The organism is Cellulomonas sp. GbtcB1 (assembly GCF_019091725.1).
Classification (GTDB): domain Bacteria; phylum Actinomycetota; class Actinomycetes; order Actinomycetales; family Cellulomonadaceae; genus Cellulomonas.
Genome location: NZ_JAGXJG010000030.1, coordinates 22,568 through 48,284, shown reverse-complemented (window position 1 = coordinate 48,284; position 25,717 = coordinate 22,568). Strand labels below are relative to the sequence as shown.

Sequence of the window (25,717 nt, the reverse complement as noted above, 5' to 3'; positions counted from 1 at the left end):
CCGCACGGCGACGAGCGCCTGGACCGGCCGCCCGACCGCGGCGAGGCCGACGCCGAGGGCCGCCCCGCGGACCACCCCGCGCTCGCGCAGCGCCGGCGTCGGGTCGACCGCGGTGGGGGGTGCGCCGCCGACGGCGCCCGCGGCCCTCGTCGGCGGACCCGTGACCGCGGTTCGCGCCCGGGCGGTCCCCGGTGGCGCGGTCGCGGCCCTCGCCGCCGGCCGCGGTGCCGGCGGCCGCCGCCCGGTCAGCCCGACCCGGAGCCGGTGCGCGATCGTCTCGGCGTGCGTGACGAGGTCCTGGTAGCGCTCCGAGGACCGGGTGTCGAAACGCAGCTCGACGGCCTCGCTCGCCCCGGCCGGGAACACCGTCCAGATCACCTCGTGGCGCAGCACGCCGTGGCTCCGGAGCGCCACGACCGCCTGGCCCGCCGGCAGCTCCCGCAGGGACGCGGTGTGGTACGTGATGCGGGTGGCCGTGTGCCGGGACCGCGCGATCTTGCGCTGCACCCGGTGCAGGTAGGCGGCGGCCGCGTCGGCCCCGACGGGGACCTCGACCAGGATCTCGCACGCGAGCCCGGCGACGACGTCGCCGGTGGGTTCCGGCACCCACGCGCCGGCGCGGACGTGTCGGGTGTTCAGGCCGACGACCGCGCGGTCCACGGCCTCGAGCGCGGAGCGCAGCCGGGCGACCGCGACCGGGCCGCCGGCGAGGTCGGCCGCGAACCGCCGGGCGACCCGCGGGGCGTCGCCGGGTCGCCACCCGCACCACCGCGGAGGCAGCCGCAGGTCGATGCGGGAGATCTCGTGCTTCATGCGGTCCTTCCGTCGGGCTGGCCCTGGGAAGGTAGGCGGGGGTCCATCGACCCCCCGGCCGTTGAGTAGGGGGAATCACTCAGAGCAGGTGGTGACCCGCAAGGCGGCCGACCGCGCGCGTCGCGGCGGGAATGACGAAGGGCCAGGCGCGGCGGTGCCGGCCTGGCCCTCTCGGGAGAGCGGGTGACGGGAATCGAACCCGCGCTATCAGCTTGGGAAGCTGAAGTTCTACCATTGAACTACACCCGCGTGACCGTCCCCGGCTGCTCGAGCCGGGCGGTCGACGCGCCCCCGCGAGGGGAGCGCGCGCCCAGCATAGCGGCTCCGGACGCCCGCACGCGCGGACGCCCGGAGCGCGCGTCACGCGTCGTCAGACGGTGACCTCCACCCGCACGGTGCTGCCCGCGGGCGCGTAGGGCACGGTCGACCCCTCGACCGGGACCCCGTCCACGACCAGCCGCCCGCGCGCGCCCGGCGCGCCGGCGTTGGTCACGGTGATCTCGTACCGGGCGCCGCGGGCGACCCGGGTGACGCCGAACGACGGCACGTCCGGCCCGATCTGCGGGTCGACCACCAGGCCGTCGTGCTCAGGCCGGACGCCCAGCAGGTACTGGGAGACGGCGACGAAGTTCCACGCCGCGGTGCCGGTGAGCCAGGAGTTCTTGGCCTCGCCGTGCCGCACCGCCTCCTTGCCCGCGATCATCTGCGCGTACACGTACGGCTCGAGCCGGTGCACGTCGGAGATGTCCTCGCGGTACGCGGGCGTGATCCGGCGGTAGTAGTCGAACGCCCGCTCGCCGCGGCCGAGGACGGTCTCGCCGATGATCACCCACGGGTTGTTGTGGCAGAAGATGCCGCCGTTCTCCTTGTAGCCCGGCGGGTAGGTGGAGACCTCGCCGAGCTCGATCTGGTAGCTCGTGTAGGCGGGCGACTGCAGCACCATGCCGTGCGGCGTCGCCAGGTGCTCGCGCACCGAGTCGAGCGCGCGCACCGCGGGGGAGGCGGGGTCGCCCGGGTTCTGGGCGTCGACGCCGATCCCGGCCATGACCGCGAAGCCCTGCGGCTCGATCCAGATCTTGCCCTCGGGCGACGCGTCGGTGCCGACCGGGTTGCCGTAGAAGTCGTAGGCGCGCAGGAACCACTCGCCGTCCCAGCCGTGCTCCAGCACCGCGGTCCGCATGGCCTCGATCTCGGTGCGCGCGCGGGCAGCGACGTCGGCCAGGCCGCGGCGCTCCGCGAGCTCGGCGTACTCGGGGCCGATGTGCACGAACATCGCGGCGATGAACACCGACTCCGCGACCCCGCCGGCCTGGTTCTCGGTCGTCTGGAACGACTCGCCCGGCTCGGTGGAGAAGCAGTTGAGGTTGAGGCAGTCGTTCCAGTCGGCCCGGCCGATGAGCGGCAGGCCGCGCGGGCCGCGGTTCGCGACCGTGAACTCGAACGACCGGGTCAGGTGCTCGAACAGCGGCACCTCGGAGCCGGGCTCGTTGTCGAACGGCACCGGCTCGTCGAGGATCCCCCAGTCGCCGGTCTCCTTGATGTAGGCCGCGACGCCGAGGATCAGCCACAGCGGGTCGTCGTTGAAGCCCGACCCGATGTCGTTGTTCCCGCGCTTCGTCAGCGGCTGGTACTGGTGGTAGGCGGAGCCGTCGGGGAACTGGGTCGACGCGATGTCGATGATCCGCTGCCGGGCGCGCTCCGGGACCAGGTGCACGAAGCCGAGCAGGTCCTGGTTCGAGTCGCGGAAGCCCATGCCGCGGCCGATGCCGGTCTCGAAGTACGACGCCGACCGGGACATGTTGAACGTGACCATGCACTGGTACTGGTTCCAGATGTTGACCATCCGGTCGAGCTTGGGGTCCGTGCTCGTCACCGAGTAGGTGGACAGCAGGTCGGTCCACGACGTCCGCAGCGCCTCGAAGGCGGCGAGCGTCTGCTCGGTGGTGGCGAACCGGGACAGCAGGGCGTGCGCGCGCTCGCGGTTGACCCGCTGCATCCCCGGGACGCCGGCGGCCTCGTCGGCGGGCGCCCACTTCTCGTCGTGCGGGTTCTCGACGTAGCCCAGCACGTAGGTGAGCGACCGGCTCTCGCCCGGGGCGAGCGTGACGTCGACCTGGTGCGAGCCGATCGGGTACCAGCCGGACGCGATCGACCCGGTGGCCCGGCCGGCGTGCGGCACGGCCGCCTCGCCGAGCCCGTTGAAGGGGCCGGTGAAGGAGTCCCGGTCGGTGTCGAAGCCGTCGGCGCGGGTGTTCACGCCGTACACCGCGTAGTGGTCGCGGCGCTCGCGGTACTCGGTCTTGTGGAAGATCGCCGAGCCGTGCGGGCCGTCCAGCTCCACCTCGACCTCGGCGAGCGACAGGTTGCGCTGGTAGTTCGTCTGGTCGTCCTGGGCGTTCCACAGGCAGAACTCGACGAACGAGAACAGCGAGACCGTCTTCTGGGCGTCGGAGGTGTTGGTCAGCGTGACGTGCTGGACCTCGGCGGTCTCGCCGAGCGGCACGAAGAACAGCGTCTCCACCCGCAGGCCGCCGCGCTCGCCCGTGATGCGCGAGTAGCCCAGGCCGTGCCGCGCCTCGTAGTGGTCGAGCTCGGCCTTGACCGGCAGCCAGCCCGGCGTCCAGACGTCGCCGCCGTCGTGCACGTAGAAGTACCGGCCGCCCTCGTCGGCGGGGATGTTGTTGTACCGGTAGCGCGTGAGGCGGCGCATCTTCGCGTCCCGGTAGAACGAGTAGCCGCCGCCGGTGTGCGACAGCAGCGAGAAGAACTCCTCCGAGCCCAGGTAGTTGATCCAGGGATACGGGGTGCGCGGCGTCGTGATGACGTACTCGCGTGCCTCGTCGTCGAAGTGGCCGTACCGCATCGTCGCGCCTTCCGGTCGTCAGTGGTGGCCGCTGCGGGAGCGCTCCCACGCGGCGTGCGTCGGTCAGCGTAGCGCACGGTCGAAACGCTTCCGGCGGGCCCTGGTCCCGGCCCCGGAGCGGAGGTCCCACTCAGCGCCGGGAGCGGGCACCTACGGTCCCGGGATGCGCGACGACGAGCAGGCCGGCCCGTGACGTCCCACGCGTACGTCGACGAGTCGAAGGCGCGCGACTACCTCCTCGCGGCGACGATCGTCGACGGGGGCAGCGTCCACCGGGCCCGTCAGGAGGTCCGCCGGCTGGTGCTCCCTCGGCAGACCCGGGTCCACATGAAGCACGAGTCCGACCGCCGCCGACGGATCATCCTGAGCGCCCTCGCGGAGCTCGGGCTCGGCACGACGATCTACTCGGCGGGCGGACCGCCCGCCCGGACCCAGATCGAGAGGAGACGCGCGTGCCTCGCGCGGCTCGTCGCCGACGTCCACGACGGATGCGACCGCCTGGTCCTGGAGTCCGACGAGACCCAGGACGCCCGCGACCGCCGGGATCTGCTCGAGATCACGCGGGCGGCGGGATCGCAAGAGAGGTTGAGCTACGAGCACCGGCGGGCCGCGCAGGAACCCCTGCTCGCGCTCCCGGACGTGGTGGCGTGGTGCTGGGCCCGCGGGGGTGAGTGGCGGCGGCGGGCCGCTCCGCTCACCGCGGGGGTCGTCGACGTGTGACGGCGCTCCGGCACATGCGTAGGGCCCGAACGCCACGTCCTCCGGACGGGTCTCGGGCCCTCGACTTCCACGAGGATCAGCTCCCCGGGCGATAGCGGCACTCTAGCGAAGCAGCGTCCGGGGACGGAAGCCCGATCTCGTCGGCCCCGCCGACCCCGGTACCGTGGTCCCGTGCTGCTCTCCGACCGCGACATCACCGCCGAGCTCGACGCCGGCCGGGTGGTCCTCGACCCCCACGACCCCGCGATGGTGCAGCCGTCGAGCGTCGACGTCCGTCTCGACCGGTTCTTCCGGCTGTTCGACAACCACAAGTACGCGGTCATCGACCCGTCCCAGGACCAGCCCGACCTCACGCGGCTGGTGGAGGTCGACGGCGACGAGCCGTTCGTGCTGCACCCCGGCGAGTTCGTCCTGGGCTCCACGTTCGAGCAGGTGACCCTCCCCGACGACATCGCCGCGCGCCTGGAGGGCAAGTCCTCGCTCGGCCGGCTCGGCCTGCTCACGCACTCGACGGCGGGGTTCATCGACCCGGGCTTCTCGGGGCACGTGACCCTGGAGCTGTCGAACGTCGCGACGCTGCCGATCACGCTGTGGCCCGGCATGAAGATCGGGCAGATGTGCTTCTTCCGGCTGTCGTCGCCGGCCCTCGCCCCGTACGGCTCGGGCGCCACCGGCTCCCGGTACCAGGGCCAGCGCGGCCCGACCGCCTCGCGCTCGTGGCAGCACTTCCACCGCACGCAGGTCTGACCCCGTCGTGACCGCGTCGCTGCCGCCGCTGCCCGAGGTGCCCGCCGCCGCGGGCGTGACGCCGCCGCCCGGGCGGCACCTGCTGGTGCTGCCCGAGGGGGTCGCGCCCGACGAGGTCGACGTGCTGGCCAGCAGCCGGTTCCCCGCCGCGCGGTGGGAGCGCCCGCCGCGGGTGCCCTCCGGCCGGCGCGCGTCCGGCGCGAGCCGCGCGCCCGCGCCCGCGGCCACGCCCGGTGTGCTGCGGCTCGGGCGGCTGTCGACCCTGACGGGGCCGTTCGCGCTGGAGCCCGCGCAGCTCGCCCGCTGGGGGCTGCCGTCCGACGCGCGGGTCGCCTGGGTCGTCGACTGCCCGCGCGAGCGCGCCGAGCAACCCGCGTTCGGCGGGGACCGGGACGGTCTGCGCCGCGCGTTCGGGACCGCCGGACCGGTGCGGGAGGAGCAGCGCGTCGTGCTGTGGCTCGTCGCGGTGGCCCGCCGGCTCGGCGGCGCGCTGCGCGTCGACACCGGCGTGGTGCTCGAGCCGGACATGGACGCGGCGCTCGACCTCACCGTGCTCAGCGACCGCTGGGTGGAGCCCGAGACGGTGCTCGCCGCCGCGCACCGCGTGTCGTCCCGCGCCGCGCTGGACGTGCCGAGCGCCCCCGACCCCCGGAGGGCCTCGCCGCAGCAGGCCGGCGCCGCGCTCGCGGCCCGGGACCGGGTGGGCGCGGGCGTCGCCGACGCCGAGGAGCGCCGCCGGCTGCACGCCGAGGCCGACGCCTTCGACGCGCACATGCGCGAGAACCCGCCGGCCGCCGAGGCGTTCGGCCTGCAGGTCGACCTCGGGGTCGACGGCATCGTGGTCGTCGAGGTGGCCGCCGAGGCCGAGGTGCCGCAGGTGCTCGCCGGGGTCGACTGGGCCCAGGGCGAGGTGGTCGCGTACCGGGTGCGCTGGGAGGCGCCCGACGTGGAGCAGCTGGAGTCCGAGCGGCCGTCGCTGCCGCACCGGGTCGCGCGCGGCCGCGCGGCGCGGGTGGTGCGCGGGGTCGCGCGCGAGGTGCACGCCGAGGTGGGCGGGGAGATCGCCGACATGGCGGGCTTCCTGGTGGACCCCGCCGACCTCTGACGCCTGGGCGACGGGACCGCGCGGGAAGCGCTCCCTGTTGCGACCCTCCCGACCCCGGCTGACGATGGACGCGGGTCGACGCCCGCCGGTCTCCACGCCGGCGGGCGTCGCCTTTCGCATTCACCGCCCAGGACGGAGGACGCCGCATGGCCGACCAGTACACGTTCCAGGACCCGATCGCGCAGTACCCGATGCCCGAGCCGCCCGAGCAGAGCCAGGACGGGCCCGGCCTCGACGCCGACCTGCAGCCGCTCGCCGACCACGGCCAGGACACCTACCGCGGGTCCGGCCGCCTCGAGGGCCGGAAGGCGATCGTCACCGGCGGCGACTCCGGCATCGGCCGCGCCGTCGCCATCGCGTTAGCCCGGGAGGGCGCCGACCTCGTGCTGTCGTACCTGCCCGAGGAGCAGGAGGACGCCGAGCACGTGGCGCAGCTGGTCCGCGACGCCGGCCGGAAGGTCGTGCTCGCCCCCGGTGACGTCGCCGACCAGGCCTACAGCCGGTCGCTGGTGCGCACGGCGCTCGACGAGCTCGGCGGCCTGGACACGCTCGCGATCATCGCCGGGCGCCAGCAGTACGTGGAGGACATCACCGAGCTGACCCCGGAGTCGTTCGACGAGACCTTCAAGACGAACGTCTACGCCCTGTACTGGCTGGTCCAGGAGGCGGTGCCGCACCTGCCGAAGGGCTCCAGCATCATCACGACGTCGTCGATCCAGGCGTACCAGCCGGCTCCGATCCTGGTCGACTACGCCACGACGAAGGCCGCCATCAACACGATCTCGAAGGCGCTCGCCGGGCAGCTCGCGCCGAAGGGGATCCGGGTCAACGTCGTGGCGCCGGGGCCGATCTGGACGCCGCTGCAGACCGCGGGCGGCCAGCCGCCGTCGGCGCTGCCGGAGTTCGGGCAGCAGACGCCGTACGGCCGCGCGGGCCAGCCGGCCGAGCTCGCCCCGGCGTACGTCTACCTGGCCTCTCAGGAGTCGAGCTACGTCAGCGGCGAGACGCTGAACGTCAACGGGGGGATGCCGACCCCGTGACGGCGACCCGCGGATGACGGAGCAGCCGGGCCTCGAGAACCTGGACGGCGACGCCGGCACGCGCACGGAGGGGTCGGGGCACGCGGCGGCGGACGAGCCGCGCGACCCGACCCCCCGCACCGCGGGCTACGCCGACCTGCGCTCGTACGCGGTGCTGGGGGACGGGCGGACCGTCGCGCTGGTCGCGGACGACGGCCGGGTGGACTGGTTCCCGGTCCCCGACCTGGACACGCCGCCGGCGTTCGCCGCGCTGCTGGACGCGGACGCCGGCGGCTACGTCGAGCTCGCGCCGACGGTGCCCTTCCGGCTGCGCCGGCAGTACGTCGTCGGCACGAACGTGCTGGTCACCACGTACGACACCGACGGCGGCCGGGCGCGGGTCACGCAGGCGATGAACACCGGCGTGGCCGGGCGGCTGCCGTGGAGCGAGCTCGCCGCGCGGGTGGAGGGCCTGTCCGGCTCCGTGCCGATGGCCTGGCGCGTCGCGCCGGGCACCGTGCTCGGCACGGCGTCGCCGTGGGTGCAGCGGACGGTGCAGGGCCCGGTGCTGCGGGTCGACGGCGTGACCCTCACCGTGCGCACGCTCGGCGAGATGACGACGGTCGTCGACGACCAGGCCTGCGCGGGTGCGTTCGAGGCGACCGCCGGGTCGCGGCACCTCGTCGCGGTCGCCGGCACCGAGCGCGAGCCGGTGATGCTGCCCGACCCCGAGGACGTCGACCGCGGCATCGACCGGACGGTCGACAACTGGCGCGCCTGGACCCGCGAGTTCCACTACGACGGGCCGTGGGGCAAGGCGGTGCAGCGCAGCGCGCTCGCGCTCAAGCTGCTGCTGCACGAGCCGACCGGCGCCATCGCCGCGGCGGGCACGACCTCGCTCCCCGAGAGCCTGGCGGGCGGCAAGAACTGGGACTACCGGTACGCGTGGGTCCGGGACGCCGCGTACACGCTGGACGCGTGGATCGGCTTCGGCCTGCGCGAGGAGGTGCACGCCGCGATCTCGTGGACGCTGCGCACCCTCCGCGAGCACGGGGTCCGGATCTTCTTCGGGCTCGACGGCGCGCTGCCGCCCGAGCCGGAGCGCCACGACGTGCCGGGCTGGCGGGGGATCGGCCCCGTCGTCACCGGGAACCGCGCGGACGGGCAGCTGCAGCTCGGCGTCTACGGCGACGTCCTCGCGGTGGTCCGCGGGTACGTCGATGCGGGGAACCTGCTCGACGCCGAGACCGGCCGGCTGCTCGCCGCGGTCGCCGACGAGGCCGCCGACGCCTGGCACCGCCCCGACGCCGGCATGTGGGAGCTGACCGAGGAGCGGCACTACACGTCGTCCAAGCTCGGCTGCTGGCAGGCGCTGCGGTGCGCGGTGCACCTGGCCGAGCTCGGGCAGATCCCCGGCGAGCCCGATCGCTGGCGCGCCGAGGCGGACCGGATCGCCCGCTGGGTCGGCGAGCACTGCTGGTCCGAGGAGCGCGGCGCCTACGTGATGCACCCCGGGTCGGATGCCCTCGACGCGTCCGTGCTGCTGCACGCGCGCAGCGGGTTCGACACCGGCGAGCGCATGAGCCGCACCGTCGACGCCCTGCGCGCCGAGCTCGGCTCCGGGCCGCTGCTGCACCGGTACACCGGCATGCCCGAGGAGGAGGGCGCGTTCGTCGCCTGCGCGTTCTGGGGCGTGGCCGCGCTGGCGCTCGTCGGGCGGACCGACGAGGCGGCGCAGTGGATGGGCGAGCTGCTCGACCTCGCGAACGACGTCGGCGTGTGGCCGGAGATGATCGACCCGGCGACCGGCGACTTCCTCGGCAACCTGCCGCAGGCGCTGAGCCACCTCGCGCTGGTGCAGGCCGCGCTCACCCTGGCGCCCGCGCTGCGCGACGACCCGCCCCGCGACGACCCGCCGCGCGACGACCGCGACGCGGCGGGCTGACCCGCTCCGCCGCCCCGCACCACCGGCGCCCGCCGACCGGCCGGCACCACCCGCACCCGAGGAGGACCCCATGGACCTGGGCATCACCGACCGCGTCGCGCTCGTCACCGGCGGCGACTCCGGCATCGGCCTCGCCACCGCCCGCCTGCTGCTCGCCGAGGGCGCCCGCGTCGTGCTCACCGACCAGGACGCGCCCGCGCTCGAGCGGGCGGTCGCCGACCTCGGCGCCGGGCCCGACCGGCTGGTGCCGGTGCTGGCCGACCTCACCGTCCCGGCCGAGGTCGAGGCGCTGGTCGCGCGGGCGCACGGCGCGTTCGGCGCCCCGGAGATCCTGGTGCACGCCGCGGGCGTGACGGGCGCGCAGGGGCTGTTCCACGAGATCGACGACGAGGGCTGGGCCCGCACGATCGAGGTCGACCTGCTCGCGGCGGTCCGGGTCGTGCGCGCGGTGCTCGGCCCGATGCGGGAGGCGGGGCGCGGCCGGATCGTGCTGCTCGCCTCGGAGGACGGCGTGCAGCCCTACGTCGACGAGCTGCCGTACTGCGCGTCGAAGGCCGGCGTGCTGTCGCTGGCGAAGGGGCTGTCGAAGGCGTACGGCGCCGAGGGCGTGCTGGTCAACGCGGTGTCCCCGGCGTTCATCGCCACGCCGATGACCGACGCGATGATGGCGAAGCGGGCCGAGGAGCGCGGCACGGACCGGGACGAGGCGATCGCGTCGTTCCTCGACGAGGAGCGCCCGGGCATGGTCCTGAAGCGGCGCGGCGAGGCCGGCGAGGTCGCCGCCGTGATCGCGTTCCTGGTGTCCGAGCGCGCCAGCTTCGTCACCGGCGCGAACTACCGGGTCGACTCGGGGTCGGTCGCGACGATCTGACGTCGCGGTCGTGCCCGGGGTGCCGTCACCCTGCGGTGACGGCACCCCCGGGCACGACCGGAGGCGGTCAGTCCCGGTCGGCCTCCGGTGCCACCGTGCCCAGCGGCTCGGTCGGGGCGGCGGCGTCCCGACGGGACCGGCGACGCGGCGGCGCGGGGGGCTCGGGGGCGTCGTCGCCGGCGGCGGGGACCGGGTCGAGGACGATCGTCGCGTCCGCGGTCCCCGGATCCGGTGCTGTCCCGTCGGCACCGACCTCGGCGGCCGGGCGCGTGCTGACCCGGGTGGGCGCCGTCTCCTCCGGCGCGGCGGGCGCGGCGGAGGAGCCGACCGCGGACGCCGCGAGCGCCTCCGCCGGCGGCGCGGCCGGGTCCGCCGCCTCCGAGGCGCCGAGCTGCGCCCCGTCGGGTGGCGTCAGCTGGATCGCGGTCGTGCTCACGTTCGCGGCGACCGTCTCCCCGGCGGCGGCCCCGCGGCCGCTGGTGCGCCGCGCGGCGCCGGTCACCGCGACGATGCGTGCGACCGGGCGACCGTCGCGGGTGAGCGTGACCTCGTCGCCGTGCTCGACGGCGTGCACCAGGGCGGGGAGCCGGGACGCGGCGTCGGCGAGCGTGACCGACCCGGCGGGGACGGGTGCCCCCGGCAGGGCGGCGGCCTCCGTCGCCTCGGCGGGCCGGGCGTCGGTCCGCGCGTCGGCCCGGGCGTCGATCGCCCGCGTCACGGCCTTCATCGCCTCGGCGAGCAGGAACACCAGGATCGCGAAGCCCAGGGTCAGCGCCCACTCCCGCAGGCCGATGGGCGCCGAGTCGAACCAGGAGTTCATGAACGGCACGTACGTGAAGAACACCTGCAGCGCGACCAGCGCGCCGGTCGCGATCCACACCACGCGGTTCCCGCGCAGCACCCGCAGGGTGAGGCTGGACTCGCCGAGGAACCGGCAGTTGAACAGGTACGCCAGCTGCCCGAGGGCGAGCATCGTCACCGCGGTCGTCTGGGCGACCGCGTAGTCCGTGCCCCGGGCGTCCTCGATGAAGAACACCGCCAGGGTGGCGCCGCCGATGAGCAGCGACACGACGACCACGTGCCGCAGCGAGCGGCCCGAGATCACCGACCCCCCGGGTGCCCGGGGCGGCCGGGACATCACGCCGGGCTCGGCCGGCTCGTAGGCCAGCGCGAGCGAGAGCGTCACGGCCGTGACGAGGTTGACCCACAGGATCTGCACCGGGGACAGCGGGAGGGTGAGGCCGAACAGCACGGCGACGAGGATGACCAGCGACTGCGCGCCGTTCGTGGGCAGCAGGAAGACGACGGACTTCGCGATGTTGTCGTAGATCCGCCGCCCCTCCTCGACCGCCCGCTCGATGGTCGCGAAGTTGTCGTCGGCGAGGACGATGTCCGCGGCCTCCTTCGTGGCCTCGGTGCCCTTGATGCCCATGGCGATGCCGATGTCCGCCCGGGTGAGGGCGGGCGCGTCGTTCACGCCGTCCCCGGTCATCGCGACGACCTCGTCGTGCGACTGCAGGGCCCGCACGATCCGGATCTTGTGCTCGGGGCTGGTGCGCGCGTAGACGTCGACGTCCCGGACGCGCTGCCGCAGCTGCTCCTGGGTCATCGCCTCGAGCTCGGCGCCGGTGAGGGCGTGCACGTCGCCGTCGGCCGCGACGATGCCGAGCTCGCGGGCGATGGCCGTGGCGGTGCCGACGTGGTCGCCGGTGATCATCTTGACCCGGATGCCCGCGCGGTGGCAGTCGGCGATCGCCTGGACCGCCTCGGGCCGGGGCGGGTCGACGATGCCGAACAGGCCGAGGAACACCAGGCCGTCCTCGACGTCGTCCGGGCCGAGCGTGGTCGTCCCGTCCGCGACGGCCCGCTCGGCGGCCGAGAGGGTGCGCAGCCCCTGGGACGCGAGCTCGTCGATGACGGCCTCCCAGCGGGCGCGGTCGAGCGGCTCGGTGCCGCCGTCGGCGGCGCGCTGGTGGCTGCACCGGTCGAGCAGGCGGTCCGGGGCGCCGACGACGCGGATCCGGGTGCCGGCGCCGGGGACGCGGTCGAGCGTGGCCATGTACTTCGTCGCCGACTCGAAGGGCAGCACGGCGACCCGCTCGACGCCCGCGAGATCCACGCCGGCCTTGAGCGCGAGGGTCGCGACGGCGCCCTCCGTGGGCTGGCCGACGACCTTCCACAGGCCGCCGTCCTGGACGATCCGCGCGTCGTTGGCGGACGCCGCGGCGGCGACCAGGGCGGCGAGGTCCGGGTGCGCCCCGAGCGTGGCGTGCGCGCCGTCCCGGGTGATCCTGCCCTCGGGCGCGTAGCCGAGGCCCTCGACCTGGTACGTCCCGGACCCGGTGACGACGGTGCGCGTCGTCATCTCGTTCTTGGTCAGGGTGCCGGTCTTGTCCGAGCAGATCGTGGTCACCGAGCCCAGCGCCTCGACGGCGGTGAGCTTGCGGGTGATGGCGTTGCGCCGGGCCATCTGCTGGACGCCGAGCGCCAGGGTCACGGTGACCAGCGCGGGCAGGCCCTCCGGGACGGCCGCGACCGCGAAGCCGATGGCCGCCGAGATGAGCTCCGGCACGTCCCAGTCGTGGATGACGCGCCCGACGACCAGCATGAACGCGGCCATGCCGAGGATGCCCAGGGAGAGCGTCTTGCCGAACTGGGCGAGCTTGCGCGACAGCGGGGTGTCGAGGTCGTCGGAGGCGTCGGCGATGAGCGACTGGATCCGGCCGATCTCGGTGCCGGCACCGGTCGCGGTGACGACACCGGTGCCGGTGCCGACCGTGACGATCGTGCTGGAGTACAGCATCGAGGCCCGGTCGCCCAGGCCGGCGTCGGCGCCCACCGGGTCGACGTGCTTGCTCGCGGGGACGGACTCGCCGGTGAGGGCGGCCTCCTCGACCTGGAGGTTGGTCGACTCGAGCAGCCGCACGTCGGCGGGCACCCGGTCGCCGGACCGCACGCGCACGACGTCGCCCGGGACGAGGGAGTCGGCGTCGACGACCTGCCACTCGCCGTCCCGGCGGACCTGGGCGTCGAGCGAGAGCATGGTCCGGATGCCCTTGAGCGCCCGCTCGGCCTGGCCCTCCTGCAGGAAGCCCAGCGCCGCGCTGATCACCGCGACGGCGAGGATCACCGCGAAGTCGATCCAGTCGCCCAGGAGCGCCTTGAGCACCGCCGAGGCCAGCAGGATGTAGATGAGCACGTCGTCGAAGTGCCCGAGCAGCCGGCGCAGCCAGCTCCTGCCCTGCGGGTCCGGGAGCCGGTTCGGCCCGTGCTCCCCGAGGCGGCGCGTGGCCTCCGTCGCGCGCAGACCCGCGGGCGTGCTGCGCAGCTCGGCGAGCACGGACTCCGCGGGCTCGGCGTAGGGCCGGGGACCCGGGGGAGGGCTCACGTCCGCGGGGTCCGCGGGCGAGGGCGTCGTGAGGGCTGAGGTCGTCATGTCACCACCTGACCGTTCGGCGTCCGAGACATGGTGGCACGCGTGGTCGCCGCCGATCGAGCGGAGACGGGGCATCTCGGTGCGGGGCGGCGCTGATCACGCGCGTGATGCCATGAGAACCAGAAGGTCCCGGCGGGACGTCGGTCCTACGGGCCGGGGGGTGAGGCGACCGCGCGAGGTTTTACGCGGAGTTCACCCGGCGGGGGTGCGCCGTGCGGCCCGAGACCGCAGGATGGCACTCCGGAACGGATCGAGGGGGGTAGTCATGGAGATGACGACGAACGACCAGCAGGCGTCCGAGACCGAGTTCGACGACGTGCGCTGGACGAGCGTGAGCAACCCCCGGCGCGTGCGGATCTGACGCGCCGGACCCGTCCCGCCCCGTGTCCTCCGCACGGGGCGGCACACCGCTTCCGACGGCCCCGCGGCTCCTGCCGCGGGGCCGTCGTCGTGCTCGGGGCCTGAGCCGGGGCGCCGGACGGGTCAGGCGCCGGCGCGCAGCCGGCCGAGCACGGCCCGGGCGTCGGCGAGCGCGGTGTCGTCCCGCACGCCGGTGACCGCGTTGTAGTACATGCCGTCGCCGACCAGCTGGACGACGTGCGCGATCGCCGGGTCGCCGAGCTCGTCCGCCAGCGCCTCGAACCAGTGCCGCCGCAGGTCGTCGAGCACCGCGGTGGCGTCGTCGCCCGCCTCCTCGGCGAGCCGCGCGAACGCGATCAGCGCGCGGTCCAGCGGACCGCCGGACTGCTGCGACTCGCGCAGGTAGTACTCCGCCGCGCCCTCCGGTGCGGCGCGCATCGCGGCGACGTCCGCCTGCCCGAGCTCCGCCAGCCGCTCGCGCTGGCCCTGGACCAGCGCGGCCTTGCTGGGGAAGTGGTAGAGCAGCCCGCCCTTGGACACCTCGGCCGCGGCGGCGACGGCGTCGAGGGTCGCGGCGCGGGGCCCGTGCGCGATCAGCAGGCCCTCGAACGCGTCGAGGAGGCGGTCGCGGGTCGCGGACATGGGAATGACCGTACCGGCCGTGACGCTTTACCGTCCAGACGGTACAGTAGCCGCCGATTCCCGAACGAACGAGGTCGCGTCATGTCCGCCCCGGTCACCACCGGTCCCACCGCCGCCGTCCCGCTGGCGCTCCTGCACCGCGGTCGCCCGGTCCGCCCTTGGGCCGTGCTGGTCGTGCTCATGCTCCCCGTGCTGCTCATCTCCGTGGACAACACGGTGCTGAGCTTCGCGCTGCCCTCGATCACGGCCGCGCTCGGCGCCTCGGGGTCGGAGCTGCTGTGGATCGTCGACGCGTACCCGCTCGTGCTCGCGGGCCTGCTGGTCCCGATGGGCAGCCTCGGGGACCGCGTCGGGCGCAAGCGGTTGCTGATGATCGGCGCCACCGGGTTCGCGGTCGTGTCGCTGCTGGCGGCGTGGTCGACGAGCCCGGCGATGCTGATCGCGGCGCGCGCGGCCCTCGGCCTGTTCGGCGCGACGCTCATGCCGTCGACGCTGTCGCTCATCCGGAACGTGTTCCTGGACCGCGCGCAGCGCCGGCTCGCCATCGCCATCTGGGCGTCCGGGTTCGCCGGCGGCGCCGCGCTCGGCCCGATCGTCGGCGGCGCGCTGCTCACCCACTTCTGGTGGGGCTCGGTGTTCCTGCTGAACGTGCCGGTGCTGCTCGTGCTGCTGCCGCTCGCCGCGGCGCTCGTGCCCGAGTCGAAGGACCCCGCGCCGGGGCCGCTCGACCCGTGGAGCAGCGTGCTCGCGCTCGCCACGATGCTGCCGCTGGTCTACGCGATCATCGCGTCCGGCGAGCACGGCCTGACGCCGACGACGACGGGCGCGGTGCTCGTCGGCCTCGTGGCCGGGTGGGCGTTCGTCCGCCGCCAGCGCCGGCTGCCGTCGCCGATGCTCGACGTCCGGCTGTTCACCAACCCGGTGTTCTCCGGGGCGGTGTCGGCCAACCTGCTGTCGGTGCTCGGGTTCTCCGGCCTGCTGGTCATCGTGTCGCAGTTCCTGCAGCTCGCGGCCGGCCTCAGCCCGATGGACGCGGGCCTGGTGCTGCTGCCGGGGACCGCCGCGTCCGTGGTGGCCGGCCTGCTCGCCGTGCGGCTGGTGCGGTACGTCCGCCCCGGCGTGCTCATCGGGTCGAGCTTCCTGCTCGCGGCCGTCGGATACGGCGTGCTGACGCTGGTCGGCGACGTCCCGACCCCGGTGACGGTCGCGGTGACCTTCGTCGTGATGGGCCTCGGTGTCGGGCTGGCGGAGACGCTGACCAACGACCAGATCACCACGGCCGTCCCGCCGGAGAAGGCGGGCGCCGCGTCGGCGATCTCCGAGACGGCGTACGAGCTCGGCACCACGCTCGGCGTCGCGATCCTCGGCTCGGTGCTCAACGCGACGTACCGCGCGCGGGTCGCGCTGCCCGGGACGCTCACCGCCGACCAGGCGCACGCCGCGGGGGAGACCCTGGGCGGCGCGTCCCGGGTGGCCGGCGAGGTCGGCGGCGGCACCGGCGAGGCGCTGCTGGAGTCGGCGCGCCTGGCGTTCGACGCGGGCACGCAGCACGCCGCGGCGGTCGGCGCGGTCGTGGCGGTGGGCGCGGCGGTCGTGTCGTTCGTCACCCTCCGCCGCGCGACGGCCCTCTGACGCGCCGCTGCGCGCCGCTGCGCGCCGCGGCGCCCGCACCCGCGCACCTTCGCCGAGTCTCCGAACTAGGCCTCTGCCGCCGCTCTCGCGGACAGACACGCTCCGGAGACTCGCCGAGATGGCAACTCTCGGCTGCGCGCAAGGGGCTCGACGCAGCCGAGAGTTGCCATCTCGGCGGGGTCGCGCGGGTGGGTCGGGCGGGTGCGGGGGGGGGGTCAGCGGGCGGCGCGGACGCGGTCCAGGAGGAGCAGCGCGATGTCGGTGACCTCCGGGACACCGACCGCCGCGCGGTCGACGTCGAGCGGCGCGCCGCCCGCGCCGGCCGCCGCCACCCCGTCCGTCAGCATCACCGTGCAGTAGGGGCACGCGGTCGCCACGACGTCGGCGCCGGTCGCGATCGCCTCCTCCGCCCGGGCGGTCCCGATCCGGGTGCCGATCGACTCCTCCAGCCACATCCGCGCCCCGCCGGCGCCGCAGCAGAACGACCGCTCCCACGTGCGCGGCATCTCGACGGCCTCGACCCCGGGCAGGGCGCCGAGCAGCTCGCGCGGCGGCTCGTAGACCTCGTTGTGCCGGCCGAGGTAGCAGGGGTCGTGGTAGGTCACGCGCTGCTGCTCCGCGTCCGGCGCCGCCACCGGCGTCAGCCGGCCCTCGCCGACCAGCCGGTCCAGCAGCTCGGTGTGGTGCACCACGTCGTACCGCCCGCCGAGCTGCGGGTACTCCCGGGACAGCGTGTTGAAGCAGTGCGCGCAGGTGACGACGACGGCGCGCGCCTCCGCGGCTGCCAGCGTCTCCACGTTCGCGGAGGCGAGCATCTGGTACAGCACCTCGTTGCCCGCGCGCCGGGCCGGGTCGCCGGTGCAGCCCTCGCCGTCGCCGAGCACCGCGAACGTCACGCCCGCGGTGTGCAGCAGCTCGGCCACGGCCCGCGTCGTGCGCTTCGCCTTCTCCTCGTACGCCCCGGCGCAGCCGACCCAGAACAGGTAGTCGACCTCCGCGGCCGTGGCGACGTCCGCCCCGACCACCGGCACGTCGAACGGCAGCCCCTTGGCCCAGTCCAGCCGCTGCCGCGCGGGCAGGCCCCACGGGTTGCCGCGCCGCTCGAGCTTGGTGAACGTCCCGCCGAGCTCCGCGGGGAACGCCGACTCCATGAGGGTCTGGTACCGCCGGATGTCGACGATCGTGTCGACGTGCTCGATGTCGACGGGGCACTGCTGCACGCAGGCGCCGCAGGTGGTGCACGCCCAGAGCGCGTCCGCGTCGATCACGCCCGAGGCGACCAGGTCGACGTCGACGTGCCCCGGCTCGACCTCGGCCCCGGCGCGCGCGGCCCGCAGGTACGGCGCGGTCGCGGCCGCGTGGTCCCGCAGCGCCAGCGTCAGCAGCTTGGGGGACAGCGGCTTGCCCGTGGCCCACGCCGGGCACTGGTCCTGGCACCGCCCGCACTCGGTGCAGGTCGAGACGTCGAGCAGTTGCTTCCAGGTCAGGTCCTCCACCGCGCGGGCGCCGAGGCGGGCGTCGTCCGGCAGGTCCTCCAGCGCCGCCACGTCCAGCGCGACGTCGCCGACCCGCACCGGCTCCAGCGGTCCCAGCGCGGGCGCGCCCGTCACCGACCGGCGCGCGTACACGTTGAGCACGGCGAGGAACCGGTGCCAGGCGACGCCCATCGTGGGCTGCAGGCCGACGACGACGAACCAGGCCATCGACACCAGGATCTTCACGGTCGCGCACACCACCACGGCCGCCTCGACCGCGCCGGCCGACGCCCCCGACCACAGCCCGCCGATCCAGGCGGTGGTGGGGAAGTGCCAGGCGGTCGCGAGGGCCGAGCCGTCGCGCGCCGCCAGCTCGTGCTCCAGGCCGCGCAGCAGCAGCACCGCGAGCACGACGAGCAGCACGGTCGCCTCGACGACGACGGCCTGCGCCGTGCTCGACCCGAAGAACCGGGACCGCCGCTGCGGGAGCGAGCCCGGCTCGGCGACCGGCCCGGACCCGTCGCCGGTCCCCGCTCCCACGGCGGCCACGGCCCGCGCCGGCGTCGCCGGCAGCCCGCGCGGGGTCCGGCGCACCCGCACCGCGATCAGCGCGAGGATCCCGGCGAGCGACAGCCAGGCGATCCCCTCGGTGAGCCACTCCCACGGCGCCAGGTGCCCGAGCAGGGGCAGCGCCCACCGCGGGTCGACCACCTGCGCGTACCCGGCGACCAGCGTGAAGAACAGGACGGGGAACGACACCATGACGACCCAGTGCGCCGCCCGGACCACCGGCGTGTGCTGGAACCGGCCGTGCCCGACCATCTCCCGCACGACGAGCCACGCCCGCCGGCCGACCGGGCGCAGCCGACCCGTCGCCGGGCGCCCGACCCGGATCGTGCGGGTGAGCCGCCGTGCGCCGAGAGCGAACGTCGCGACCCCGACGACGGTGGCGACGAGCACCACGACGAGGCAGGTCATCCGCAGCAGGTCCACGCGATCACGCTAATCGTCCCGGCCGCCGGGGCCCGCGACCGGAGGTCCCGGGTGAGGTCCCAGCCGCTGTGCGCCCCGTCGTGCTGGGCCATCACTTGATAGAGTCCAGGTAATCCCTCGACCACGGTCGGCCTCCGCACGCTTGCGTGCGCCGTGTCGCCGTGCGTCCCTGTACCTGCCCGCTGACAACACCACAGTCGTCGAACCGCCGCGGGCGAGCCTCAGGGCCACCGTGGGCCCCGGGTCGGCGCTACCGACCGACCGACCACCCGCCCACGACAGGACGGAGCGGACGTGCTGCAGCTCCTCGCGGTGCACCTCGTCGCTGCCCTGGTCGCGCCCGCGCTCGTCGCGTGGATCGGCCGCAAGGCGTTCTGGGTGCTCGCGCTCGCCCCCGCCGCGGTGGCGGTGTGGGCGCTCTCCCTCACCGGCCGCGTGCTCGACGGCGACGGGCCCACGCAGGTCGTGCAGTGGATCCCCGGCCTCGGCATGGAGCTCTCGTTCCGGCTGGACACGCTGTCCTGGCTGATGACGCTGCTGGTCGGCGGGGTCGGCGCGATCGTCCTGGTCTACTGCTCCGCCTACTTCAAGGCGGGCGCGAGCGGGCTCGGGCGGTTCAGCGGGGTGCTGGTCGCATTCGCCGGCGCGATGCTCGGCCTCGTCACCGCCGACGACACGCTGCTGCTGTTCGTGTTCTGGGAGCTGACGACGGTCTTCTCCTACCTGCTCATCGGGCACTACCACGAGCGCAAGGCCAGCCGCCGGGCGGCGATGCAGGCCATCGTCGTGACCACCGCGGGCGGCCTGACGATGCTCGTCGGCGTGATCCTGCTGGGCGAGGCCGCGGGCACGTACCGGATCTCCGAGACGCTCGCGAACCCGCCGCACGGTGCGATGGTGACCGCCGCGGTCGTCTGCCTGCTGGTCGGCGCGATCAGCAAGGCCGCGCTCGTCCCGACGCACTTCTGGCTGCCGGCCGCCATGGCCGCGCCGACGCCGGTGTCCGCGTACCTGCACGCCGCCGCGATGGTGAAGGCCGGCGTGTACCTGGTCGCGCGGTTCGCCCCGGCGTACTCCGAGCTGTCGGCCTGGCGCTGGATGATCGTGGTGCTCGGCGGCGGCACGCTGCTGCTCGGCGGCTACCGCGCGCTGCGGCAGCACGACCTCAAGCTGATCCTGGCGTTCGGCACCGTCAGCCAGCTCGGGCTCATCGTCCTGCTGGTCGGCTACGGCACGAAGGCGACCGCGCTCGCGGGCCTGGCCCTGGTCGGCGCGCACGCCATGTTCAAGGCCGCCCTGTTCCTCGTGGTCGGCGTCGTCGACGCCGCGACCGGCACCCGCGACCTGCGCCGGCTGTCCGGCGTCGGGCGCGCGCTGCCGATCACCGCGGTCGCGGGCGGCCTCGCCACCCTGTCGATGATCGGCGCGCCGCCGTTCGCCGGGTACGTCGCCAAGGAGGCCGCGCTCGAGGCGCTGGGCCACGGCGGCCACCCGCTCGACCTCGTCGTGCTCGTGCTCGTCGCGGTGGGCTCCGCCCTGACGGTCGCGTACGGCCTGCGGCTCTGGTGGGGCGCGTTCGCCACCAAGCCCGTGCTGTCGCCCGCCGCGGTCAAGGCGCTGACGATCGCCCGCGAGGCGAAGGCCGCGAAGGACGAGCCCGGCGCGCGCGACGAGCGCAGCGTCCCCGAGCTCGACGCCCCCGCGGAGGACGACCGCGCGGAGCCCGCCGCGGTCGGCCGGCCGTCGCTGCTGCTGGTCTGGCCCGCCCTGCTGCTCGCGGTGCTCGGGCTGGCCGTCGCGCTGGTGCCGTCGTTCGGCGAGGAGCTGCTCGCCCCGCAGGCCGACCTGTACCCCGAGGGCGAGCCCGGTCACCTGCTGCTCTGGGGCGGGTTCACCCCGACGCTGGCGATCACGGTCGCGGTGCTCGCGGTCGGCGTGCTGCTGTTCCTCTTCCGCGGACCCGTCGAGGCCGCGCAGGCCGCGGTGCCGCACGTCCCCGAGGCCGACCGGATGTACCGCCGGTTCATGCGCCGCCTGGACGACGTCGCCGCCGACGTCACCGCGATCACCCAGCGCGGTTCGCTGCCGTTCTACCTCGGCGGCATCCTCGTGGTGTTCGTCGTGACGGTGGGCGTCCCGCTGATCCGGTTCACCTCGCTGCCGACCGAGACCCGCGCCTGGGACCGCCCGGCGCAGCTCGTCATCGGGGCGTTCGTCGCCGTGGCGGCAGTGCTGGTGGCTCGCGCGCGCCGCCGGCTGAAGGCCGTGATCCTGCTCGGCGTCTCCGGCTACGGCGTCGCCGCGCTGTTCCTGCTCCAGGGCGCCCCGGACCTCGCGCTGACCCAGGTGCTGGTCGAGACCGTCACGCTCGTGGTGTTCGTGCTGGTCATGCGCCGGCTCCCCCCGTACTTCTCCGACCGGCCCCTGGTGGCGTCCCGCTGGGTCCGCCTGGTCGTGGCGCTGTCGGTGGGCCTGACCGTCGGCGCCCTCGCGCTGATCGTGCCGAGCGCGCGCATCCACATCCCGGTGTCGGTCGACTTCGCCGAGGAGGCGTACTCGTTCGGCGGCGGCAAGAACATCGTCAACGTGACCCTGGTCGACATCCGCGCCTGGGACACGATGGGCGAGATCTCGGTCCTGCTGGTCGCGGCCACCGGCGTCGCCTCGCTGGTGTTCCTCCGCAAGCGGTCCGGCGCGATCTTCCGCGCGGGCGACGCGCCCGAGCACCGCGCGGTCTGGGGCAGCGAGGACGACCCGCAGGGCGCGCTCCGCAAGCCCGTCGAGGCGCGCGCCGGCTACCAGCCGCGCGAGTGGCTCCGCGCCGGCCGGACCCTGGCCCCGCGCCGCCGGTCCGTGGTGTTCGAGGTCGTCGTCCGGCTGCTGTTCCACACGATGATCGTGTACTCGCTGTTCCTGCTGTTCTCCGGGCACAACGCCCCAGGCGGCGGGTTCGCGGCGGGCCTCGTCACGGGCATCGCGCTGATCGTGCGCTACCTCGCGGGCGGCCGGTACGAGCTCGGGGAGGCGGCCCCGGTCCAGCCCGGTCTGCTGCTGGGCAGCGGCCTGTTCCTGTCGGCCGGCGTCGGCCTGGGCGCGCTGATCTTCGGCGGCACCGTGCTGCAGTCCTGGATCATCGACGTCTCGCTGCCGCTGATCGGCGACATCCACCTGGTGACGTCGCTGTTCTTCGACGTCGGCGTCTACCTCGTCGTCGTCGGCCTGGTCCTGGACATTCTGCGCAGCCTCGGCGCCGAGATCGACCGCCAGGCCGAGCAGGACGGCGACCCGGAGGCGGTCGGCGGCGACGCCGAGCCCGCCGAGGAGGTCCGCGTGGACGCGGTCGCCGCCGGGCGCGTCGCCCCGCAGCACCACGACGACCGGGAGGGCCCGCGATGATCGACATGAGCCCCAACCTCGTCCTGGTCGGCATCATCGTCGTCCTGGTGACGGCGGGCGTGTACCTGCTCCTCGAGCGCAGCCTGTCCCGCGTGCTGATCGGGGTCGTCCTGATCGGCAACGGCGCGAACCTGCTGTTCCTGGTCGCGGGCGGCGCCGCCGGCCGGCCGCCGATCGTCGGGCTGGAGCTCGAGCGCGACATGGCCGACCCGCTGCCCCAGGCGATGGTCCTGACGGCCATCGTCATCACGCTCGGCATGACGGCGTTCCTGCTCGCGATGGCGTACCGGTCCTGGCAGCTGCACCGGCACGACGAGGTCCAGGACGACGTCGAGGACCGCCGCATCGCCCGGCTCGCCGCCCGCGACCAGCGCGCCTTCGAGGACGACGACACCGAGGAGTCGACGACCACCCTCGACGAGGAGGCCGCCGAGACCCGCGACGAGACGGACGAGGGCGGTCCCTCGCCGGCCGGCGTCGGGGGCGCCGCCGGGGACCACGACCGACCGACCGACGACCACGGGGAGGGCAGCCGATGACCGAGTACACCTGGCTGGTGCCGCTGCCCGTCGTCGTGCCGCTGTTCGGCGCCGGCCTCGCGCTCGCCCTGTACCGGCGGCCGCGGTTGCAGCGGATCATCAGCGTCATCGCGCTGAGCATCGTCCTGGTCGTCGCCGCGACGTTGCTGGTCCTCGCCGACGACGGCCCGCTGGTGGTCGACATCGGCGGCTGGGCCGCCCCGGTCGGCATCGACCTCGTCGCGGACCGGCTGTCGGCCCTCATGCTCACGGTCTCCGCGGCGGTGACGCTCTGCGTCCAGCTGTACTCGCTGGCCCAGGGCGAGGCCGACGGCGACGAGGCCGCGCCCGTGTCGATCTACCACCCGACGTACCTGATCCTCGCCGCGGGCGTCGCCAACGCGTTCCTCAGCGGCGACCTGTTCAACATCTACGTCGGCTTCGAGATCCTGCTGGCCGCCTCCTACGTGCTCCTGACCCTCGGCGGCACCGGCGAGCGCATCCGCGCCGGCAGCATCTACGTGGTCGTGGCGCTGCTGTCGTCGCTGCTGTTCCTCATCGCGATCGCCCTCACCTACGCAGCCGCGGGCACGGTCAACCTGGCGCAGCTCGCCGAGCGGCTGCCGGAGATCGACCCCGGGGTGCGGCTGCTGCTCCAGGTGCTGCTGCTGCTCGCGTTCGGCATCAAGGCGGCGATCTTCCCGCTGTCGGCCTGGCTGCCCGACTCCTACCCGACGGCGCCCGCGCCGGTGACGGCCGTGTTCGCCGGCCTGCTCACCAAGGTCGGCGTCTACGCGATCATCCGCACCCAGACCCTGCTGTTCCCCGAGGGCCGGATGGACGACGTCCTCATGTGGGCGGCGCTCGCGACCATGGTGGTCGGCATCCTCGGCGCGGTGGCGCAGGACGACCTCAAGCGACTGCTGTCGTTCACGCTGGTCAGCCACATCGGCTACATGCTGTTCGGCATCGCGCTCGCCTCGGAGGCCGGCTGGTCCGCGTCGATCTACTACGTCGCGCACCACATCATCGTGCAGACCGGGCTGTTCCTGGTCGCGGGGCTGATCGAACGGCGAGGCGGGTCCACGTCGCTCGACTCGCTCGGCGGCCTGGCCAAGCTCGCCCCGGTGCTCGCCATCCTGTTCTTCATCCCGGCGATGAACCTCGGCGGCATCCCGCCGCTGTCCGGGTTCCTCGGCAAGGTCGGGCTGCTGCAGGCCGGCGTCGCCGACGGCTCGTGGCTCGCGCTGACCCTGGTGGTCGGCGGTGTCGCCACCTCGCTGCTCACGCTCTACGCCCTGATCAAGGCGTGGAACAAGGCCTTCTGGCAGACCCCGCCGGAGCCGCTGCCCGACGCCACGCTGCCGAAGGGCATGGTCGGCTCCGCCGCCGCGCTCGTCGTGCTCGGCCTCGCGCTGACCGTCGGGGCCGGCCCGCTGTACGGCTACGCCGAGCGCGCCGCCGGGGCGCTGGCCGACCGGTCCGTGTACATCCAGTCGGTGCTGCCCGAGGGCGGCCGCGGCTCCGGGGAGTCCGTCGACGTGGCGCACGGGGGTGACGACGCGTGAGCCTGCACCCGCGCCGCAAGAAGCTCGCGGCCCAGTGGCCGACGATGGTCTGGCTGGTCGTCGTCTGGGTCCTGCTCTGGGGCGACCTGTCCGTCGGGAACGTCATGGCCGGCGCCGTGATCGCCGTCGCGGTGACCGGGCTGCTGCGGATGACGCCGATCGACTTCCACGGCACCGTGCGCCCCTGGCCGCTGCTGGTGCTGATCGGGCGGTTCGCCTGGGACCTGCTGCACGCGTCGGTCGAGGTGTCCTGGGTCGCCCTGCGCCCGCGGCACACCCCCCGCGGCGCCGTGATCGGCGTCCAGCTGCGCAACCACTCCGACCTGTACCTCACGATGACCGCCGAGCTGTGCTCGCTCGTGCCCGGCTCGCTGGTCGTCGAGGCGCACCGGCTCACCGGCATGCTCTACCTGCACGTCCTCGACGTCGAGCAGTCCGGCGGCGTCGAGCGTGCCCGGCAGACGGTGCTCGACCAGGAGGAGCGGGTGCTGCGTGCGTTCGCCTCCGACGACGAGCTCCGCGAGGCGGGCCTGACGCCCGGCGGCCGGTCGTCCCGACGCCAGGAGGTGCGCGCGTGACCGCGGTCCTGCTGATCTGCGCCGTGCTGCTGACCGCCGCCGGCGTGCTCGCCCTCATCCGCGCCGAGCGCGGCCCGTCGATGCTCGACCGGACGGTGGCGCTCGACATCATCGTGACCGTCGTGGTCGCGGCCGTGGCGCTCTACGCCGCGGCCGAGCGCCGCACCGACGTGGTGCCGATCCTCGTGGTGCTGTCCCTGGTCGGCTTCGTCGGCTCGACCACCATCGCGCGGTTCGCCTCCGTCGAGCCCGCGGGCGAGGGCCGGGTGCGCACCCGGGAGGAGATCGCCGCCGAGGAGGCCGAGCGGATCCGCGCCGAGGAGGAGGCCGAGGAGGCCCGCCGCGCGCGCCGGGCCCGGGAGGCCGAGGGGGCCGCGACCGACGCGCCGCGTCCCGCGTCGGACCCGGAGGAGGTCCGCGCCGAGCACGCCGCGCACGGCGACGAGGCCCACCGCGCCGAGGTCGTGGCCGAGGAGGACCGGCGCGAGCACGGCGACGAGCCGCACGTGGACGAGCACGGGCCGGGCGAGCACGGCGACGGGACCGACGGCGGCGACCTGGCGGCGGAGGACACCGCCGCGGACGAGGACGCCGCCGCCCGCGGCACGCGCGACGAGGGGAGCGACCGATGAGCTGGGACTGGGACGTGGTCGCCGACGTCGTGGCCTCGATCTGCCTGATCGGCGGGGCGCTGCTCGCGCTCGCCGCCGGCGTGGGCGTCCTGCGGTTCCCCGACCTGCTCTCCCGGATGCACGCGGGGACGAAGCCGCAGGTCCTCGGGCTGATCCTGGTGCTGATCGGGCTGTCGCTCCGGCTGCGCTCCGGCGGGGCGGTGTGGGCGCTGGTGCTGGTGGCCCTCTTCCAGATGCTGACCGCGCCGGTGGCGGCGCACCTCGTCGGCCGCGCGGGCTACCGCACCGGCAAGGTGCGCCGGGACCTGCTCGTCGTCGACGAGCTCACCGAGGCGCAGGACCAGGCCACGCAGCGCGGCACGCCGCCCGAGGACGCGCCGGGCTCGGGCGACCGGGGCTGACGG

The 25,717-nt window shown here is 74.7% G+C and carries 16 protein-coding genes, 1 tRNA gene and 2 pseudogenes; 13 read left to right on the top strand and 6 right to left on the bottom strand.

The window, feature by feature from the left end; genetic code table 11:
• The 3 genes and pseudogenes from KVT14_RS12135 to KVT14_RS12125 form a co-directional block, all read right to left on the bottom strand.
• A pseudogene (locus KVT14_RS12135) lies at nucleotides 1-813 on the bottom strand (hypothetical protein); the annotation flags it as partial.
• A gap of 178 nt (nucleotides 814-991) precedes the next feature.
• A tRNA-Gly gene (locus tag KVT14_RS12130) sits at nucleotides 992-1,062 on the bottom strand.
• 121 nt (nucleotides 1,063-1,183) lie between these two features.
• Nucleotides 1,184-3,676 (bottom strand): glycosyl transferase, encoded by a 2,493-nt coding sequence (locus tag KVT14_RS12125; RefSeq protein WP_217615897.1) that lies wholly within the window; start codon nucleotides 3,674-3,676, stop codon nucleotides 1,184-1,186.
• 189 nt (nucleotides 3,677-3,865) lie between these two features.
• Between KVT14_RS12125 and KVT14_RS12120 the strand changes: the two genes are divergently transcribed.
• From KVT14_RS12120 to KVT14_RS12095, 6 genes are all read left to right on the top strand, one after another.
• Nucleotides 3,866-4,396, top strand: a complete 531-nt coding sequence (locus KVT14_RS12120; protein ID WP_217615896.1) for a hypothetical protein — start codon at nucleotides 3,866-3,868, stop codon at nucleotides 4,394-4,396.
• Nucleotides 4,397-4,567: 171 nt separating this feature from the next.
• Complete coding sequence (gene dcd / locus KVT14_RS12115) at nucleotides 4,568-5,143, top strand: dCTP deaminase (RefSeq protein WP_147795220.1); 576 nt, start codon at nucleotides 4,568-4,570, stop codon at nucleotides 5,141-5,143.
• A 7-nt stretch (nucleotides 5,144-5,150) separates the two neighbouring features.
• Complete coding sequence (locus KVT14_RS12110) at nucleotides 5,151-6,248, top strand: hypothetical protein (protein WP_308161051.1); 1,098 nt, start codon at nucleotides 5,151-5,153, stop codon at nucleotides 6,246-6,248.
• A 146-nt stretch (nucleotides 6,249-6,394) separates the two neighbouring features.
• Nucleotides 6,395-7,288, top strand: coding sequence for an SDR family oxidoreductase (locus KVT14_RS12105; protein ID WP_217615895.1), 894 nt, complete (start codon nucleotides 6,395-6,397; stop codon nucleotides 7,286-7,288).
• A gap of 13 nt (nucleotides 7,289-7,301) precedes the next feature.
• A complete protein-coding gene (locus KVT14_RS12100; protein ID WP_217615894.1) occupies nucleotides 7,302-9,212 on the top strand; it encodes a glycoside hydrolase family 15 protein in 1,911 nt (636 codons plus the stop codon).
• 70 nt (nucleotides 9,213-9,282) lie between these two features.
• The gene (locus tag KVT14_RS12095) at nucleotides 9,283-10,083 is read left to right on the top strand and encodes an SDR family NAD(P)-dependent oxidoreductase (RefSeq protein ID WP_217615893.1); all 801 of its coding nucleotides are present in this window, start codon (nucleotides 9,283-9,285) and stop codon (nucleotides 10,081-10,083) included.
• Between the two features lie 697 nt (nucleotides 10,084-10,780).
• On the opposite strand, the pseudogene KVT14_RS12090 reads toward KVT14_RS12095, so the two are convergent.
• Nucleotides 10,781-13,471 (bottom strand): annotated as a pseudogene (locus KVT14_RS12090) (cation-translocating P-type ATPase); the annotation flags it as partial.
• Nucleotides 13,472-14,002: 531 nt separating this feature from the next.
• Nucleotides 14,003-14,521 carry a TetR family transcriptional regulator gene (locus KVT14_RS12085; protein WP_217615891.1) on the bottom strand — a complete coding sequence of 173 codons (519 nt, stop codon included), beginning with the start codon at nucleotides 14,519-14,521 and terminating at the stop codon, nucleotides 14,003-14,005.
• 81 nt (nucleotides 14,522-14,602) lie between these two features.
• Between KVT14_RS12085 and KVT14_RS12080 the strand changes: the two genes are divergently transcribed.
• Complete coding sequence (locus KVT14_RS12080; protein ID WP_217615890.1) at nucleotides 14,603-16,153, top strand: MFS transporter; 1,551 nt, start codon at nucleotides 14,603-14,605, stop codon at nucleotides 16,151-16,153.
• A gap of 215 nt (nucleotides 16,154-16,368) precedes the next feature.
• Here KVT14_RS12080 and KVT14_RS12075 read toward each other — a convergent pair whose 3' ends face one another.
• The gene (locus KVT14_RS12075; RefSeq protein WP_217615889.1) at nucleotides 16,369-18,621 is read right to left on the bottom strand and encodes a (Fe-S)-binding protein; all 2,253 of its coding nucleotides are present in this window, start codon (nucleotides 18,619-18,621) and stop codon (nucleotides 16,369-16,371) included.
• Between the two features lie 294 nt (nucleotides 18,622-18,915).
• On the opposite strand from KVT14_RS12075, the gene KVT14_RS12070 reads away from it, so the two are divergent.
• From KVT14_RS12070 to mnhG, 6 genes are read left to right on the top strand one after another with little or no spacing between them, the layout of a single operon-like run.
• Nucleotides 18,916-22,017, top strand: coding sequence for a Na+/H+ antiporter subunit A (locus KVT14_RS12070; RefSeq protein ID WP_217615888.1), 3,102 nt, complete (start codon nucleotides 18,916-18,918; stop codon nucleotides 22,015-22,017).
• Nucleotides 22,014-22,556, top strand: coding sequence for a Na(+)/H(+) antiporter subunit C (locus KVT14_RS12065; RefSeq protein ID WP_217615887.1), 543 nt, complete (start codon nucleotides 22,014-22,016; stop codon nucleotides 22,554-22,556). The genes KVT14_RS12070 and KVT14_RS12065 overlap by 4 nt, the downstream gene beginning before the upstream one ends.
• Nucleotides 22,553-24,103 (top strand): Na+/H+ antiporter subunit D, encoded by a 1,551-nt coding sequence (locus KVT14_RS12060; RefSeq protein ID WP_147795228.1) that lies wholly within the window; start codon nucleotides 22,553-22,555, stop codon nucleotides 24,101-24,103. Before KVT14_RS12065 ends, KVT14_RS12060 begins: the two co-directional genes overlap by 4 nt.
• Complete coding sequence (locus KVT14_RS12055; protein WP_217615886.1) at nucleotides 24,100-24,681, top strand: Na+/H+ antiporter subunit E; 582 nt, start codon at nucleotides 24,100-24,102, stop codon at nucleotides 24,679-24,681. The genes KVT14_RS12060 and KVT14_RS12055 overlap by 4 nt, the downstream gene beginning before the upstream one ends.
• Nucleotides 24,678-25,313 (top strand): monovalent cation/H+ antiporter complex subunit F, encoded by a 636-nt coding sequence (locus KVT14_RS22435; RefSeq protein WP_308161050.1) that lies wholly within the window; start codon nucleotides 24,678-24,680, stop codon nucleotides 25,311-25,313. The genes KVT14_RS12055 and KVT14_RS22435 overlap by 4 nt, the downstream gene beginning before the upstream one ends.
• Nucleotides 25,310-25,714 carry a monovalent cation/H(+) antiporter subunit G gene (mnhG, locus tag KVT14_RS12045; RefSeq protein ID WP_217615885.1) on the top strand — a complete coding sequence of 135 codons (405 nt, stop codon included), beginning with the start codon at nucleotides 25,310-25,312 and terminating at the stop codon, nucleotides 25,712-25,714. Before KVT14_RS22435 ends, mnhG begins: the two co-directional genes overlap by 4 nt.
• Nucleotides 25,715-25,717: the final 3 nt, after the last annotated feature.

Coding starts and splice junctions, on each gene's coding strand:
- KVT14_RS12125 (WP_217615897.1), bottom strand. CDS start 3,676: ATGCGGTACGGCCACTTCGACGACGAGGCACGCGAGTACGTCATCACG.
- KVT14_RS12105 (WP_217615895.1), top strand. CDS start 6,395: ATGGCCGACCAGTACACGTTCCAGGACCCGATCGCGCAGTACCCGATG.
- KVT14_RS12100 (WP_217615894.1), top strand. CDS start 7,302: ATGACGGAGCAGCCGGGCCTCGAGAACCTGGACGGCGACGCCGGCACG.
- KVT14_RS12095 (WP_217615893.1), top strand. CDS start 9,283: ATGGACCTGGGCATCACCGACCGCGTCGCGCTCGTCACCGGCGGCGAC.
- KVT14_RS12085 (WP_217615891.1), bottom strand. CDS start 14,521: ATGTCCGCGACCCGCGACCGCCTCCTCGACGCGTTCGAGGGCCTGCTG.
- KVT14_RS12080 (WP_217615890.1), top strand. CDS start 14,603: ATGTCCGCCCCGGTCACCACCGGTCCCACCGCCGCCGTCCCGCTGGCG.
- KVT14_RS12065 (WP_217615887.1), top strand. CDS start 22,014: ATGATCGACATGAGCCCCAACCTCGTCCTGGTCGGCATCATCGTCGTC.
- KVT14_RS12060 (WP_147795228.1), top strand. CDS start 22,553: ATGACCGAGTACACCTGGCTGGTGCCGCTGCCCGTCGTCGTGCCGCTG.
- mnhG (WP_217615885.1), top strand. CDS start 25,310: ATGAGCTGGGACTGGGACGTGGTCGCCGACGTCGTGGCCTCGATCTGC.